Annotated in this window: 17 protein-coding genes and 1 pseudogene; 10 read left to right on the top strand and 8 right to left on the bottom strand. The window is 43.8% G+C overall.

All coding sequences use genetic code 11. From position 1 onward, the window contains the following. Positions 1-308 (bottom strand): hypothetical protein (locus GBV73_RS07825; RefSeq protein WP_152878644.1); only part of this gene is annotated, 308 nt, incomplete at its 3' end. A 57-nt stretch (positions 309-365) separates the two neighbouring features. Here GBV73_RS07825 and GBV73_RS07820 point away from each other — a divergent pair. Next, complete coding sequence (locus GBV73_RS07820) at positions 366-2,333, top strand: metallophosphoesterase (RefSeq protein WP_152880559.1); 1,968 nt, start codon at positions 366-368, stop codon at positions 2,331-2,333. 93 nt (positions 2,334-2,426) lie between these two features. Further along, positions 2,427-3,038: a hypothetical protein gene (locus GBV73_RS07815; RefSeq protein ID WP_042700230.1), complete on the top strand. Its 612-nt coding sequence runs from the start codon at positions 2,427-2,429 to the stop codon at positions 3,036-3,038. On the opposite strand, the gene GBV73_RS07810 is transcribed toward GBV73_RS07815, so the two are convergent. Then, complete coding sequence (locus GBV73_RS07810) at positions 3,039-5,195, bottom strand: restriction endonuclease (protein WP_152880557.1); 2,157 nt, start codon at positions 5,193-5,195, stop codon at positions 3,039-3,041. A gap of 126 nt (positions 5,196-5,321) precedes the next feature. Here GBV73_RS07810 and GBV73_RS07805 point away from each other — a divergent pair, with 126 nt between their 5' ends. After that, the gene (locus tag GBV73_RS07805) at positions 5,322-6,557 is read left to right on the top strand and encodes a phosphoglycerate kinase (protein ID WP_152880555.1); all 1,236 of its coding nucleotides are present in this window, start codon (positions 5,322-5,324) and stop codon (positions 6,555-6,557) included. 2 nt (positions 6,558-6,559) lie between these two features. On the opposite strand, the gene GBV73_RS07800 is transcribed toward GBV73_RS07805, so the two are convergent. Genes GBV73_RS07800 through GBV73_RS07790 form a run of 3 tightly spaced genes read right to left on the bottom strand, consistent with a single transcriptional unit; the run spans position 6,560 to position 8,787 of the window. After that, entirely contained in the window at positions 6,560-7,330 is a 771-nt protein-coding gene (locus GBV73_RS07800) for an ABC transporter permease (protein ID WP_152880553.1), read from the bottom strand. 4 nt (positions 7,331-7,334) lie between these two features. Next, positions 7,335-8,318 carry an ATP-binding cassette domain-containing protein gene (locus GBV73_RS07795; protein ID WP_152880551.1) on the bottom strand — a complete coding sequence of 328 codons (984 nt, stop codon included), beginning with the start codon at positions 8,316-8,318 and terminating at the stop codon, positions 7,335-7,337. Further along, on the bottom strand, positions 8,311-8,787 hold the full coding sequence (locus tag GBV73_RS07790; RefSeq protein WP_152880549.1) for a PadR family transcriptional regulator: 477 nt from the start codon (positions 8,785-8,787) through the stop codon (positions 8,311-8,313). The genes GBV73_RS07795 and GBV73_RS07790 overlap by 8 nt, the downstream gene beginning before the upstream one ends. 96 nt (positions 8,788-8,883) lie before the next feature. Here GBV73_RS07790 and GBV73_RS07785 point away from each other — a divergent pair, with 96 nt between their 5' ends. From GBV73_RS07785 to GBV73_RS07755, 7 genes are all read left to right on the top strand, one after another. Continuing rightward, the gene (locus tag GBV73_RS07785) at positions 8,884-9,312 is read left to right on the top strand and encodes an ATPase (RefSeq protein ID WP_152880561.1); all 429 of its coding nucleotides are present in this window, start codon (positions 8,884-8,886) and stop codon (positions 9,310-9,312) included. Beyond that, on the top strand, positions 9,281-9,994 hold the full coding sequence (nth, locus tag GBV73_RS07780; RefSeq protein WP_152880547.1) for an endonuclease III: 714 nt from the start codon (positions 9,281-9,283) through the stop codon (positions 9,992-9,994). Before GBV73_RS07785 ends, nth begins: the two co-directional genes overlap by 32 nt. A gap of 46 nt (positions 9,995-10,040) precedes the next feature. After that, entirely contained in the window at positions 10,041-10,709 is a 669-nt protein-coding gene (locus tag GBV73_RS07775; protein WP_152880545.1) for a TIGR00266 family protein, read from the top strand. Positions 10,710-10,752: 43 nt separating this feature from the next. Then, positions 10,753-11,520, top strand: a complete 768-nt coding sequence (locus tag GBV73_RS07770) for a sugar phosphate isomerase/epimerase (RefSeq protein ID WP_225807009.1) — start codon at positions 10,753-10,755, stop codon at positions 11,518-11,520. A gap of 132 nt (positions 11,521-11,652) precedes the next feature. Beyond that, positions 11,653-13,074, top strand: a complete 1,422-nt coding sequence (locus tag GBV73_RS07765) for an acetate--CoA ligase family protein (protein WP_042700244.1) — start codon at positions 11,653-11,655, stop codon at positions 13,072-13,074. A 35-nt stretch (positions 13,075-13,109) separates the two neighbouring features. Further along, positions 13,110-13,817, top strand: a complete 708-nt coding sequence (locus GBV73_RS07760) for an acetate--CoA ligase family protein (RefSeq protein WP_152880543.1) — start codon at positions 13,110-13,112, stop codon at positions 13,815-13,817. Between the two features lie 311 nt (positions 13,818-14,128). After that, a complete protein-coding gene (locus GBV73_RS07755) occupies positions 14,129-14,548 on the top strand; it encodes an ester cyclase (protein WP_004069767.1) in 420 nt (139 codons plus the stop codon). Here GBV73_RS07755 and GBV73_RS07750 read toward each other — a convergent pair. From GBV73_RS07750 to GBV73_RS07740, 3 genes and pseudogenes are all read right to left on the bottom strand, one after another. Continuing rightward, on the bottom strand, positions 14,513-15,268 hold the full coding sequence (locus GBV73_RS07750; protein WP_020953640.1) for a hypothetical protein: 756 nt from the start codon (positions 15,266-15,268) through the stop codon (positions 14,513-14,515). The genes GBV73_RS07755 and GBV73_RS07750 overlap by 36 nt on opposite strands. A 92-nt stretch (positions 15,269-15,360) precedes the next feature. Then, positions 15,361-15,642: an MBL fold metallo-hydrolase gene (locus GBV73_RS07745; RefSeq protein WP_082662999.1), complete on the bottom strand. Its 282-nt coding sequence runs from the start codon at positions 15,640-15,642 to the stop codon at positions 15,361-15,363. Positions 15,643-15,845: 203 nt separating this feature from the next. Next, positions 15,846-16,094, bottom strand: a pseudogene (locus GBV73_RS07740) (IS6 family transposase); the annotation flags it as partial.

The following is a 16,094-nucleotide window of genomic DNA, read 5'->3' as shown; positions in this document are numbered from 1 at the left end:
TTCTCCCAGTTGTGGAGGGTTGAGTAGTGAATGTTTGCTCCGAAGAATTTTCTGCCGTAGTGCTGGGCGTCTCTGAGGGGTAGGTTGTAGTATTGTTTAAAGAGGAGTATTGCCAGTATTGTTTTTACTGGAAATTTTTTGGATTTTGGCAGGTTCTTCAGCTTTCCTTCTGATTCGAAGTCTGCTAAAACGTCAAGAATTGCGAATGCCACGCTTTCAGGGTCTTTGAGTCTGTGATCCCATCTGGGGATCACGACAACCACCTGAAAGAATTCAGCAAAAACCCTAATAAAGGTTACTATAAACACGCCCGAAGGGGTGATAACTTTTTTAACGTTTGACTTCTCTATTATTTCGGTGATGTTATGAAGCGAATACTCGCGTTTTTGCTGGCGTTTCTGACTTTGTCCTTGATTAATGTAAACCCGGCAAGTGCAGAAGCACTTCCCGGAGATATCCTAAAGATGCCGATGCCCGGAGCCCCTGCTATAGCACTTCCGGGGGAAACAATAGAAATACAACCCCAAGAAGGCGTTGACATTACTGAGATTACAATTGTTTCTGTTATGAACGGCCCATACAAGCTTGAAATCCTGGAAAAGGGAAATACAATAAAAGCCAAAATACCTGAAAACGTTGTTCCAGATGTGTATTTCCTTCAAGTCAAGTCAAACAAAGGAGAGGTCATCATACCTAACGGCGTGTGGGTTCTCAAAGAATATCCAAAGGTGCTTAGGATTGCCCATTTGAGCGATACCCACGTCACAAGCGGAACCAAATTCGGCTATGTATGTGGAGAATACTTCCAGAGGGATATCAAGAAAATACAGGAGCTTTGTGACGGAGGTTTAATTGTCCCTCTCCACAGTTACGTTGCTACCGATAGTGCTTACACCTATTGGAGCATGGACGATAGAGTGGATGTTATAATAAGCACTGGAGACGTTGTTGATACCGCCGGAGACAGCAAAGGATACAAAATGCTCTTTGACATAATCTCTAGAGCAGCCGCTACAGGGAGGCCAACGATAATAGTCAAAGGAAACCACGATGACCCACCAAACTACTACCCCAAGCTGATAGGTCCAACCGACTATTACCTCACCATAGGAAAGTTCCTTATTATAGCCCTGAATTCCCATGGAGACGAAGCCCATCCCTACATGGATCAACTTGAGTGGATGGAGAAAGTCCTTGAAGAACATCCGGATAAGATTCCAATAGTGATTGTCCACCATCCATACTGGTACTCCGCTCCCCAAGGGTGGATTGGAGGAAGAATTGAAGGTTTCACAGCGTTTGACGACAAAGACTGGGCAAACCTCACCCAATATGTCGGCTATTACTGGATCGGTGGGCCGGAGAAAACAACCGAAGACATAGCAAGGAGATTCCTTCAAGATGTGGAGAAGTATAACATAAAGCTTGTTATGAGCGGACACATCCACCACGACAAGCTTCACATCTACGTAGATAAAAACGGCAACGAGCACTGGTTTGTTACGTTAACATCAACGGGAGCACCAGACAAAGAAACTAACCCTGCATCAAAGTCAGATTACAGCCCAACATGGTATGGCTCAAACATAGTTGAAATAGACGAAAACGGAAACGTTAGGTTGCCAGCGGTTGAAGAGATGTTCGGAACGCTTTTCAACGACTTCATTTCACTTCCAGTTCCCCAAGAGTTCATCACATTTAGGTGGACAACGGACTTTGGAAGTGCCGTGAAGTTCATAAATCTACTCGGAGAAGAGAGCGGAAAGTTTGCCATAGAAGTCCCAGAGGGAGCAGAGGTTGATGCCAGCGTTACAAATGTCACTTACAAGCTTCTTGGGGAAAGAAAGATCGGAGACAAGACTTACGAGCTGTTTGAAATAGTTGTTCCTGAAGGAGTATCCCAGCTCGTAATAAGCAAGGGCAAGGACACAGAAAAGCCCGAGATAAGCATCCCCTACTTGACTCCTTCAAAACCAGTAAAAGGAAAACCATTTAAGGTCTACATAAGTGCCAAGGACAATCTCGGAATTAGAGATATCTACGTGGAGATAGAAGCCAATGGAAAAGTTGCAACATACCCAGCAGTACAGGCAAGTGGGGGGCAAGCAGATTACTTTATGGCAGAGATTCCTGAAGTTAATGCTGATGAATACGTCATAAGAGCAGTAGCCGTAGACTTCTATGGAAACAAAGCAACATTCGAGATGACCGTTGGCGGAACACAAACTACAAGCCAAACCACATCCACAACAGAGAGCAAATCAACGTGCGGGCCCGCAGCAATTCTAGCATTCTCCATAATCCCGCTTGCGCTATTTAGAAGAAAGAAATGACAGCTTTCTTTTTTATTATTTTCGTTTCGTATACAGATCTCCTATAGAAGAGTTTTTAAACATACTTACCTCCCCCCTTCTGGGTGATGCCCTTTGAAATTTAAGGGGAAAGCTTTTGGCAATTTAGTTAGAATCGAATTTGAGATACTCAACCTTAGCGAGCTCAAGATTGAGGATTTAAGGGATTTTGATGTCGAGAATTTAAAAATCGAGCTTAAACCAAATTCTTCTGGGATAAAGATAATTGGAATATGGGAGGGCGAGGTAGAGAAGGCTGGTGAAGGTATAAAAAAAGCCCTTGAAGAGAGCTATAAATTAAGAGAGAAGATACTGAACAGGATGAAAGCCAAGATTGAGAGAATAAGGGGAGTTATGAAAAAGCTTGGATTTACCGAAGAGGTTCTGGGCTATGGAAATATGATCAAATTCACAAAGAAAATTGGTGATTACGAAATAGCGGTTGTTGCTTCATCCAAAGACGACCTCATCAGGGTAGAGGTTTACGGAAACGACAAAAAGGTAATAAGCCCGGAGATTGAGAACTTCTTTGAAGATGTGGACGTAGAGGAGCTCGAAGTCTACGGATTGGACGAAGAGACACAAGAAGAAAGACTCGTAATAAATATTGAACTGCCTGAGGAAGAAGTGCCGGAGACAAAAATAGTAGAGACAATAAGATTAATCGAAAGCCTTTTGATGACCTAATTATTTATATTTTGCCTCTAGTTGCACTTTCTTTATCTTTGCCATTAGTCCCTTACTGGGCAGATTATCCTCCTCCAAAATTTTACCATTCCTCAGATCTATCTTCGCATAGTAAATAGACTCGTTGCCTATTAGTTTTATCACTGCATATCCCTTTTCCTTGTAAACAACTATCCTCTCCGTATTGAGACTCGTTTCATTGAACTTCTCACGGACATGCCTCTTATAGTTCTCTTCAATCGCCATCTCAGTCAGAAAAACATCACTCTTTAATATTTCCCCAGAACTTCTTCCTATCAAAAGCTCCCCCACTCTTTCTTCTCCAACAAACTTAACTTTCCAATTGTCATCAAGTGTTATTTCCTTTATGGCTGCAGGTATTCCTTTCTCTTCCAGAAACTTCTTTGCTATCTCCTGTACTACCTCAATTTTCAGCTGCCTGTCTACTTCGGTCAGGATTTTCCCATCTTTGCTGAGGGATATTCTCAGAAGAGCTCTTTTGTTCTCAAGTTCCACCTCATAGGTGTCACTCTTCCTATCCAGCTTCTTTATACTCCACCCACCATATTTCTGAAGGATTATTTCCCTAGCTTTCTGGGGACTTATCTCAACGAAATAATCTATTATGTCCCCTGTTTTCCCATCGGCATTCACCTTGATCTTCCCATCATTACTCTCAAGGAGTATCTCTAACTGAGTTGCATCATGGAACTTAAAGTCAACAAGCTTAAGCCCCTTCATGTCAAAATTCTTTTCAAGAAGGCTCTTGGCGGAATTTGCGATCTGGTAAGGGTGAAGTAGATTTGCAGTTACTGTGTGTTCGCCATTTTCCAAGTTGAATTCAAGAACCACAACTCCCTTTGGAGTCATGACATCGGTTATTGCCCTATTTTCTTTTTCATCAAAGAAGACGACCTCTCCTTCAGGATACAGCTTGGCAACCTCCGAGAATATAGCTTCCCGTTTTAGTTTTGACTTTCTTTTTATTATCCTGCCACTATAAACGTGCAAAGCAATTCCGAAGACAAACCTCTTAGTTTGTCCGCTTATAATAATCACAGGGCCCTTTTCTTCTACAGAAAGTTCCTCCGGACTCTCCCCAAGAGCGTTTTTGCACTCCTCCTTGGCTATCTCCACAAGCTTTTCCCTTGGAAGGGGTGCTATATCCACTTTGACATCATCTGTCTTAAGGTCAACTTCAGCTTTGGCAAAGTTTATGCCAACTTTAAGTTTCAATAAAGCTTTATTTGGAACATAAACCCTTCTTCTGGAACTTAGATAAATATTTGTTTGAGGAATCTTGAGTTCATCTGCAAGTTTTAGTTTGAGGGCCACTACCGCCTCACTTTGAGAAATGGGGGATGCTGTTTCAACTTTGCTCGCTTTTATCGCAGATTCACTTTCCAGAAGGGCTTTTGAAACTTTTCTCTCCAGCTCACCATCCCTGCTCACAAGGGGAATTACATCATCCTTTGACAAAACTATTGCTTCGTCTTTTATTACCTCTTCCCCGTCCTTCGTAGCGGACCATGAAATTATATAGCCTGCAGAAAGCTCAACTACCAGCCCCTCCAGGAAAACATCTTCCCTTTTTATTTTATACCTGGATTCCATGAGAGACATAACAGTTTCGAGAACCTTATTTGGCGAAAACGAATACAGCAATGGTGCATCCAGGTGTATAACTTTTAACATCCCTTTCCTTTTAACTTCTTCCTCCTCTTTCCTCTTCTTTTTTTCGAATCTCTCAAGCAGCTCATTGGATATTGGAATGTCCCTGTCATTTAACTCCTTGACGAGCCTCTCCCCATCCCAAGGAATTATTTTTCCCTTGTACTCGCGCCCTAAGAGTACCTTCGCATCTTTTGTAAACCCATCAACAGCAATAAAAACTCCCCTGTCAGCTTTAGCTTTTATAATGGACTCCATAAATTCTTCAACTTCATTGGAAGACACCAATTCCTCTGTCTTGACCTTTATTACATATTTCTCAAGCCCGGATATTGGATCCTCACGAAGAGCTATGAAGTCTATGTTCCAATTTTCAGCAATTACTCTCTCGGCGTCTTTAAACCCTAAAGACTCAAGAAGATGTTGAACAACACGAATCACTTCATCACTAGTTGCCGTCTTCAGCAGTTCCAACGTCCATCCCATAATACCACGCCCACATAGTATGGTGGAATTCTTCATATAAATCAGTTTTGCACAATACATCTACCACCTTTGGTGTTTAAAATAATCTTTTAACTGCGTCCCATTTACATTTCCACAGGTGAGACAATGTTTAAGCTGACAGAATTTAACTATGACGGAAAAACAGTCTTTTTCAGGGCAGATTTAAACTCCCCTGTCAAAAACGGAAAGATAATCAGCGACGCTCGATTTAAAGGAGTTTTACCCACCATAAGGTACCTACTCGAACACAACGCAAAGGTCGTTGTTGGAACTCACCAGAGCAAGCCCTATGAGGAAGATTACCTGACTACAGAACAGCATGCCGAAGTATTAAGCTCTCTGCTCAGTACTGAGGTAAAATACGTGGAAGATATTTTCGGAAAATGCGCAAGGGAAGCGATAAGCTCTCTAAAACCCGGTGAAATACTGATGCTGGAAAACCTCCGATTTGCGGCAGAAGAGACCAAACAAGCACCCCTAGAAAAGTGTGAGAATACGTATTTCGTTAGGAAGCTTAGCCCCCTTGTAGATTACGTAGTCACAGATGCATTTGCCGCAGCTCATCGATCACAGCCCTCTTTAGTTGGTTTTGCAAGGCTAAAACCTATGATATCCGGTTTTCTGATGGAGAGCGAGCTGGAAGCACTGAATAAAGCATACGAAAGCAATGAAAGACCCAAAGTCTACGTGCTGGGTGGAGCAAAAGTTGATGATTCACTTAAAGTTGCCGAGAATGTGCTGAAAAATGGAAAAGCCGACTTAATTCTAACCGGCGGTTTAGTAGGCCAAATCTTTACTCTGGCAAAAGGATTCGACCTTGGAGATGCGAACATAAGTTTTCTTGAGAAAAAAGGGCTGATAGAGCTTATAGAGTGGGCCGAGAAAATATTGAACGAATTCTACCCATATATAAGAACTCCAGTGGACTTTGCAGTCGAATACAAAGGTGAGAGAGTCGAAATCGACTTGCTAAGTGATAAAAAGTGGATTTTTGATGAGAGACCGATCATGGACATAGGAAGCAGAACAATAGAAAAATACAGTGAGATACTTCAAGATGCTGCAATAATAGTAGCAAACGGCCCAATGGGAGTCTTTGAGATGGAAGAGTTTGCAGAGGGAACCGTAGAAGTTTTCAAAGCCATAGGAAAGAGCAAGGCATTCTCAGTAGTTGGCGGAGGACATTCAATAGCAAGCATAGAAAAACACAACATAAAGGGAATCTCCCATATAAGCACGGGCGGCGGAGCAATGTTATCCTTCTTTGCCGGAGAAAAACTTCCTCTTGTCGAAGCGCTTAAAATAAGCTACGAAAAATTCAAAAATGTGGAAAAAAGATAAAATCACCCTATTGTCGCTTTTTCAAATTCAATCATGGCTATCCCCACAAGGAGGAAAGCCAGTAAGGCTAGGACTCCAACATCAGTAGCCAGGGCAAACTTCGCTACATGCTCCCCAATGAGGAAGTGCCTTGCACCATCAACGGCATATGTCAGCGGGTTGATGTAAGCTAAGACCTTCATCCAGTCGGGCATCGTGTCTATTGGATACATCGCGCCGCTCAGGAAGGTTAGCGGTAGCATGATGACCATCACCACCATCTGGAAGCCTTCCATGCTCTCCATCTTGAGGGCCACACTGACCCCAAAGCCCAAGAATGCCATCGAGAGCAGGAAGCCGATTCCAAGGGCGGGAATGAAGCCGCTCAGCCTGAGGCTCTCCGCGAGCGGGTAGGTGAGGGCGAGTATTATGGCACCCTGCGCCAGCGTCACTAGTGAGTCGCCAATCATCCTTCCAAGGATTCCCGCCTTCCTTGAAGCGGGAGCAACGAGTAGCTCCTTCAAAAAACCGAACTGCTTGTCCCAGATGACGCTCACTCCACCCATGAAGCTCATGTTGAAGACCGTCATGGCGAAGATGCCCGGCGCGAGGAAGGTGAGGTAATCCACCCCTCCAAAGACCATTCTCGCCATGGGATTGTCGAAGACCCTGCTCCAGCCGAGGCCAAAGAAGACGAGCCAGATGAGAGGGTTGATTATCATGCCCACCACCCTTGACCTCGCCCTCGTGAACCGCTTGATCTGTCTGTAAATCATAGTCGTCAGGGCATCCATTCTCTCACCTCCTCATCCTCATTCTCATGAAGGCTGCCATCGGGTTTTCAGGGCTTTCGTCCCTTATCTCCCTGCCAGTCAGGTGAAGGAAGACGTCGTTGAGCGTCGGGCGGTGGTAGGTAACCTCGATGATTTTGATGCCTCTCTCATTTGCAAGCTCGAAGAGCCTCGGAAGCGCTTCGGCGGCGTTGTCCACTTCGAGAGCAACCCTGCCGTCGGGAAGAACCTTACAACCCCTGATGAACTCGCCCTGGAGGCACTTCAGCTCCTCGGGAGTGTCGAGCTTGAGGTATATCACATCGTTTCCAACGAGCTTTTTGAGCTCTTCTGCTGTGCCCTCCGCTATTATTTTCCCGTGGTCTATGATGGCTATCCTGTCCGCTAACTGCTCTGCCTCATCCATATAGTGGGTCGTAAGAAAAATCGTCATGTTGTGCTCCTCCTTCATGGCCTGTATATAATCCCAGATGTGCGCCCTCGTCTGCGGGTCGAGACCTATCGTCGGCTCATCGAGGAAGAGAACCTCAGGCTCGTGGAGTAGGGAGCGCGCTATCTCAAGCCTGCGCTGCATTCCCCCACTAAAGGTCTTCACGGGCTTATCCTTGAACTCCCACAGCTCGACGAACTTGAGGAGGCGCTCTATCTTATCTTTCAACTCGCTCCCCTTCAGCCCGTAGATTCTCCCGTGAATATACATGTTCTCCCATGCGGTAAGCTCTCTGTCGAGGCTCGTATCCTGGAAGACTATACCTATCCGTTTCCTCACTTCCATCGGCTCCTTAACGACGTCGTGGCCCGCAACGATGGCCCTCCCGGAGGTGGGCTTCAGGAGGGTGGTGAGCACGTGGACTGTTGTTGTTTTCCCGGCGCCGTTCGGCCCGAGGAATGCGAATATCTCCCCCTGCTTAACCCTGAAGGAGACCCCTTTAACGGCCTCAAAGTCGCCGTACTTCTTGATGAGGTTCTCAACGATGATGGCATCACCCATTTTCCTTTCCCCCTGGTATCTCGCCCAATAGAATCAGCCTGACCCTCTTCGTAAACTCGGAGAACTCTTTCGCCAGGGCCCTCTTCTGCTCCCCACTCATCTCGTTAACGGAGTTAAAGACTTCCTTGAGCACCTCTGCCAGATCCCTGCCACCTAGACGAGCGAACTCTCTAAAGCGCTCTGCGGTCTCAATAGCTTCATTCACCTCGTACTCGTGCTCTCGGAGGTATTCTTTCCCCTTCTCGGTTATGCGGTAGAGCTTCTTGTCCCTCTTTCCCTCACCGGCGACTTCGATGAGGCCAGCCCTTTTGAGGGAAGCAAGGATTGGATAAATCGTGCCCGGGCTGGGATGAGGCATGCCGTACCTCTTTTCCAGCTCTGCCATTATACCGTACCCGTGGAGTGGGCCTTCCTCAAGGAGCTTTAGCACGAGGAGTTTCAAGTGGCCTTTAAACTTTGGTTTCTCCATTTTTCTTCACCGACATATCGATTGATATGTCGAATTTATAAAGCTTTCCTCGGAACGCTTATTACCTTCGATTCTTACTCTAGGTGGGTGGTGTTCATGAGGATTATACTCAAGCCCCTCTTTGATGTTGAGCTCCCGGCCGGCTTTGAAGAAATCATTCGTTCGAAATTAAGGGGTAAAGAAGTAAAGACGGGTGAGACCGTTGAGATAGACCTCCTCGGGAAGCCTCTGACCTTTAAAGTCGTCCTCGCCGACCCCAGTCCAATGAAGGTATCAAAAAACACCAGAATAGAAATAAAGAAGAGCGAGGTAAATGAGATAACCATTGAATTCGATGAAGAAGTCAGAAAAGTGCTCCCCTTCTCGAAGGGCCTTGTCATTGTCCTCCAAAACGATGTTCGAATCTATAACTGGAACGGGCAAAAACTTTATAGCAGGGAGTTCGAGGAACTGAAAGAAGTTAGGGTGGCGGAAGGAAAGGTGGTGGTAGTCCATGGGAACAGAGTCACGCTCATTGAGCCTTGAGGGCTTCACCTTCGAGGAGAGCTGGGAAGAAAAGAAAAAGCGGGCCGAGAAGATAGTTGAAACCCTGATGAAGACCTACCCGAGAGAGAAACTCCTCATCGGAGACCCCTATAGGACTCTGATCCACTGCATAATCTCCCAGAGGATGAGGGATGAAGTGACTTACAAAGTGTGGGAGGAGCTGTTTAAGAAGTATAAGAACATCAAGACGATAGCTAACACGCCCGTCGAGGAGATGCAGGAATTTTTGAGAAAAAACGGTGTTGGCCTCTGGAAAACTAAGGGCGAGTGGATAGTAAAGACATCTCAAATAATTCTCGAAAAATACAACGGCAAAGTTCCAGAGGATATCAACGAGCTCATGAAGCTCCCGGGAATAGGACGAAAATGTGCAAACATAGTCTTGGCATACGGGTTCGGAAAGCAGGCAATTCCTGTTGATACCCACGTAAATAGAATCAGCAAAAGGTTAGGCCTGGCCCCTCTAAGGGTTTCACCTGAGAAAGTCGAAGAATACCTCAAAGAGTTAATCCCAAAGGATTTGTGGATATATGTGAACCACGCAATGGTTGACCACGGAAAGAGAATTTGCAAGCCCACAAACCCCAAATGCAACGAATGCCCCCTGCAGAACCTCTGCCCCTACGCAAAAGGCCAAATAAAGGAAGAAAAGATAAAGTAAAAGACCTTATATACTCCAACCACCAAATTTCTCTGGTGTTATGTAGATGAGATATGAGATTATTCAAAGACCAAGTTTTAGCTTAGTTGAGGTGGAGTTAGAGGATGGAGAAGCTATTAAGGCAGAACCCGGCGCTATGGTTCATATGAGCCCAAACATAGAAATGGAGACAAAGACAGGCGGGATTTTTAAAGCCCTAAAACGGTCAATGCTTGGAGGAGAAAGCATATTTATAAACACCTTTAGAGCCAGGGGAGGCAAAGGGAGCGTTGGACTGGCTCCGCCGTATATGGGGGATATAGAGGCTCTAGAGCTGGGAGGAACCCTCTATGCTCAGAGCGGAGCATTTTTAGCCAGCTCTGAGGGGATAGAGATAGATACCAAATTCGGTGGCGCAAAGACCTTTTTCTCAAGGGAGGGGCTTTTCCTGCTCAAACTAAGTGGAGAAGGAACAGTCTTCCTTTCAAGCTTTGGCGGGATATACAAAAAGGAGCTTAGGGGCGAAAGATTTATCATAGACACTGGCCATTTAGTGGCTTTTACAGAAGGCCTCGATTTCAAAGTAAGGAGAGTTGGGGGCCTAAAAAGCACAATTCTTGGCGGCGAAGGACTTGTTGCAGAATTCTATGGCACAGGAACATTATATATACAAACAAGGAGCATAGACAGCTTTTTAGGCTGGCTTATTCCTTTCCTGCCCAAATCACGAGAGTGAGCTTTTTATACCCTCTCTTTTATCCCTCCCTGGTGAGGAAAACGTGATAGGTACATCAACTCAGTGCCTATTTGACAAAAGCCTAAGTGTCGCTCTCAACAAAATTAAGAATCTCAGCATTGATTTTGTTGAAATTGTCAATGAAGGGTATCACGAGCTCAACAGGTATAACTACAGAGCGCACAGAGATTTTCTAGAGGAAAACGGTTTAAAAAGCGTTATTCACGCTCCCTTCAGCGATATAAACATAGGAGCGTTAAACGAAAAAATAAGAAGGACTTCGCTTAAACTCATCTTTGAAACCCTTGAAATAGCACACGAAATGGGCTCTCTCCTGGTGGTAATTCATCCAGCACACAAATCCCCCCTAAGCGGAAGGTTTCCCAAAGCATATGAAAAAGTTCAAAGACGTTCTCTCGAAGAAATAGACCGCGTAGCGGAAAAAATAGGCGTGAGGGTTGCTTTAGAGAACATGCCCTCCTTCTGGATACTCGATGGTCAAACCCCGGATAGAATAGCAGAACTCGTTGACGGCACTAATCTGGGCGTGACGTTTGACATAGGTCATTTAAATACAACAACCAAGAACTTTGACGAGTTCATTGGACTCTTAAAAGATAGAATAGTACATGCGCACCTAAGCGACAATGATGGCACAAAGGACTCTCATCTTGCTTTGGGAGAAGGCACAGTCCCCTGGAAAGAAGTCTTGGAAAAATTACCCAAAGTCCCCATGTCTGTAGAGGTAAAAACATTCGAGGGCACTACTAAAAGCATCAAATTTTTGAAGGAACTCCAAAGCAATATTTGATGTTTTTTCAATTTTTGGGTAGTACTGTTCTTATTGATTCATCAAGGAGCTTATTTTACCTACATAAAACTTTTATACGAAGGAAGATAAAGTTCGAATGGAAATTTATTCAAAAATTTCAGGGGTGATACCATGGAAAGTCCAAAAATTGTTGAAGAGCTCAAACCATTCTTCGAGCCCAGGGCTGTCGCAATCATCGGAGCTACAGACAAAAAGGGAAAAGTTGGAAACGTCATTTTTGAAAACTTCAAAAGGAACAAAGAAAAAGGCATTTTCAAAGGAAATATCTATCCAGTAAACCCCAAGCTTGATGAAATCGACGGGTACAAAGTGTACAAGAGCGTAAAGGAGCTTCCAAATGATACAGATCTGGCAGTAATCTCAATTCCCGCCCCCTTTGTGCCCGGTACAATGAAAGAGATCGCTGAGAAGGGAATAAAGGCAGTGGTCATTATCACCGGTGGTTTTGGAGAGCTTGGTGAAGAAGGAAAGAAAATGGAGGAAGAGATTCTCCAAATAGCAAGGGAAAACGGAATAAGGGTCATAGGACCCAACTGTGTTGGTGTCTATGTCCCCGACACTGGTGTTGACACCGTCTTCCTTCCCGATGAAAAAATGGACAGGCCTAAGAGCGGGCCAATAGCTTTTGTTTCTCAAAGTGGTGCTTTTGCCGCAGCAATGCTCGACTGGGCAGCTTTGGCAGGAATAGGAATTGGGAAGATGGTAAGCTACGGTAACAAAATAGACGTGGACGATGCAGATTTAATGGACTACTTCATTTACGATGACTCTATAAAGGTCGTTACATTCTACATAGAGGGAGTAAAGGACGGTAGAAAATTCATGGAAGCTGCAAAGAGAATAACGAAAGTGAAGCCAGTTATAGCCCTTAAGAGCGGAAAGACAGAATATGGTGCGAAGGCTGCTTCATCCCACACCGGAAGCTTGGCAGGAGCTGATGTAATTTATGACGCAGTCTTTAAGCAGACGGGGATTTTGAGGGCAGAGGACTTCGAGCACATGTTTGACGTCGCAAAGGCATTTGCAAAGTGCAAGCTTCCAAAAGGAGACAGAGTTGGAATAATAACAGACGGTGGCGGAGCAGGAGTTATGGCAAGCGATGCAGTTGCTAAATTTGGCCTCAAAATGGCCGAGCTTAGCGAAGAGACCATCAAATATCTAAAAGAGCACTTCCCACCACACGCAGTTGCAGGAAATCCGACTGATGTCGTTGGAGATACCGATGCCCAGAGGTACAAATACGCAATTGAGGCTTTTGTAAACGATCCAAACGTTGATGCAATAGTAGTAATTGTTCTCTTCCAGGTGCCGCTCTTGAACGAGGAAGAGATAATAGAAATCCTCGCAGACTACGCAAAGAAGAGCGAAAAGCCAATACTCGCAGTTGCCATGGGAGGTAAGAAGACAGAACACTATGCAAAGATACTTGAAGAGAAGGGAGTTCCCGTATATCCGACGCCGGAAAGAGGTGTTAGAGCTTTGGCAGGTTTAGTCCAATACGCTAAATATCTTGAAAAGTTAAAGAAAGAGTGATTTACTCTTATTTCATTATTATTGGGGGGATAATTATGAAAGAAGAAGCTTTGAAAGTGATTGAAGAGGTCTTGGCTCAAGGTAGGAAGGCTTTAGTTGAATACGAAGCAAAGCAGGTTTTGAAAGCTTATGGTCTGCCAGTTCCGGAGGAAAAGCTCGCCAAAACCCTCGACGAGGCCATAAAGTACGCAAACGAAATAGGGTACCCAGTTGCCATGAAACTCATGTCTCCACAAATCCTTCACAAGAGCGATGCAAAAGTCGTTATGCTCAACATAAAGAACGATGAAGAGCTTAAGAAGAAATGGGAGGAGATACACGAGAACGCAAGGAAGTACAGACCGGATGCTGAAATTCTTGGTGTTCTCATAGCCCCAATGCTCAAGCCCGGAAGGGAAATCATCATTGGTGTCACTGAGGACCCACAGTTCGGTCACGCAATAATGTTTGGTCTCGGTGGAATCTTTGTGGAGATCCTCAAAGACGTAACCTTCAGAATAATCCCAATTGAAGAAAAAGATGCTTGGGCGATGATAAAGAGCATCAAAGGATACCCAATCCTAGCTGGGGCAAGGGGAGAACCTCCGGCAGACATGAAAGCTATTGTTGATATGATGCTAAAAGTCTCACAGCTCGTTGATGACCTCAAGGATTACATCAAAGAGATGGACTTGAACCCGGTCTTCATTTATCCCGAGGGAGAAGGAGCAGTTATAGTAGACGCAAGAATAATTTTGAAGTAGTCTCTGCAGAAAAATAATCCAACCCTTATTTTATTTTTCTTCCATAATTCGATATTTGAAGTTCTGTTTTTGTAAGGCGCGAGTTTACATGAAACTTTGTTTAAAGTTTTGTTTGAATTTGTCAAAATGCTCTAATTCTTTGTAAACGTCATAATTACTACATTCCCACATAATACAAAAGTATATATTACCTAAGTCCTATTCATAGTAATAAGTTGAGTTTTTTGAGTGCCTGGTACCTTACCAAAAGGCTATCAAAAGGCTGGTTCTCAAATAACTCAGATACACAGCGTAAGAGGGGGTGAAAATAAATGAGCACAGAAAGAAAAAGAATCCTCCAAACGATAATCGACGAAATCTGGAACAGGGGAAATGTGGAAGTAATAGACAAGTTTTACACACCAAATTTCAAAAATCACCATCCTAATATTCCTGAGGTTTCAGACTTTGCCTCATTTAAAAAATGGGTAGTTGAAGTTCACAAGACGCTTCCAGATTTTCACGCAACTATCGAAGACATGATAGCTGAGGAAGATAAAATTGCGGTACGGTGGACAGTAACTGGAACCCAAAAGGGCGAGTTTATGGGAATTCCACCTACTGGAAAAAAGGTCCGCTTTGAAGGTATGACTGTATACCGCTTCGAAGGAGATAAAGTTGCAGAAATGTGGTGGGTAAGCAACGAGATTGCTATTTTACGACAGCTTGGTGTTTTTCCACCAAAAAGATGACATCATTTGCATTCTCTGAACTGATCTCCTTTTTTTATTTTTAAGAGTGACTTCCAGAACTTTTGGCTTCTTTCCCAAGAACTCGGCGGCCGTTAAAACACTTTTGTTGAGCTTTTCTCCAACTTCCCACACCTCTCTCGTATGCTCCCTAAAATGACGCTCTCGCGGGAGGTGGTGATCGTAGATAATAGTCTCTGCATCTGTCTCTTTCACAATTCTAACCGCATTTTCAATTGCTCTTCTTAAATTGATTTTATTGAGGAGGTAACCAAGCATATATGTCATAGGGCCGTCTAAGACTAAGATATCTGGATTTTCTCTAATTATCCACTCCGCATAGTCTTCTATTATAGGGCCATTTAAATCACTTGAATGGATTAACTTTTCTTCTTCATGTTCAATAACAGTTGAAATCACCCAACCCACTCTTGAAAACTCTATTCCATGAAAGAGAGGTTTCGTAAATTTGACTTTTGTGTCTCCAAACTGAAATTCTCTCCCATCAGCAAACACAACTCGAAGATTCTTGAAACTCATCTCAGGAATTTTTGGGTTTCGATTCCATTTATTGACCCTATTTCTGAACCACTTAAGGCCTTTTTCAAGGAGTTGTTTCCTTCGCTTGTTGTAATCTCCGAAATCCTTGGAGAATGCTATTGGTAGCTCTTCCATTGGATTTGGATATTCTCGCGATTCTGGTTCTTTCCAGATATCCTCCAACTTTAATTCTCCATAATACCTGTAGAAATTGGAATAAAAATACTCGGCTCGTTCTCTCTGGGAATCGTTTATATACTCATTTGGGTTCTTAACTAAGAGTGTTTTTCCCCATACATATCTAAATCGCTTGGAAAGTAGTGATCGTAGTGATAGTGAGAAATTACAATAATATCGGCCTTTTCACTGGCCTTTTTTATTGCCTTCTCCCCCTCAATAAGCCATTCGATTTTCTCTTCTTCAGTGGCTGGAAAACTTGGATGCATAATAGCGACACCCGGATCTATTAAGATCGAGATGTCAGGTGTTTTAACGAAGACACATGAACTCTTGGATCCCAAGGAATCAAACCACACAGGCTTAAAGGAGAGTACCATGTTATGAAGTTAATCCTCCAAGATTTAAATCTTAGCTTCCATCACTATCTTTGGATGAGATGCTTATAAAGAATTAAATTTTTATTTACTATTCAAAGTTTTATATAGTTACTCATTTGTAATCTAGAAGAAGGAGCTTTTTAAGGACTTACTTTTTTTTAAGAAATTTAGAAACTTGAAGTTGGTAACTTAGAGTGATACTGTTAGGATAACTGGGGCATCACCTCCTGAAGCCATTCAGTAACATCACCAGGCGGATCACCAAAACTAGAATGAATTCTGACAAAATTATACCAGAAGGCAAACAGAAAAACAAACCTATGAACCCTCCTCCAGTCTTTACCCCTGAAATTATTCCAGAAACGCTTCGTCCTCTCCTTCAACGTCCTAAACCAGCGCTCAACACTGTTCCTCGGCCCGAAAGTCACATGCAGATAACCCAACCTCAAACT

It is taken from the genome of Thermococcus sp. 101 C5 (assembly GCF_009372125.1).
In the GTDB taxonomy this organism is placed as follows: domain Archaea; phylum Methanobacteriota_B; class Thermococci; order Thermococcales; family Thermococcaceae; genus Thermococcus_A; species Thermococcus_A bergensis.
Note: the sequence above shows the minus strand (reverse complement) of the source record. Positions and strands in the feature narration are given on the sequence as shown.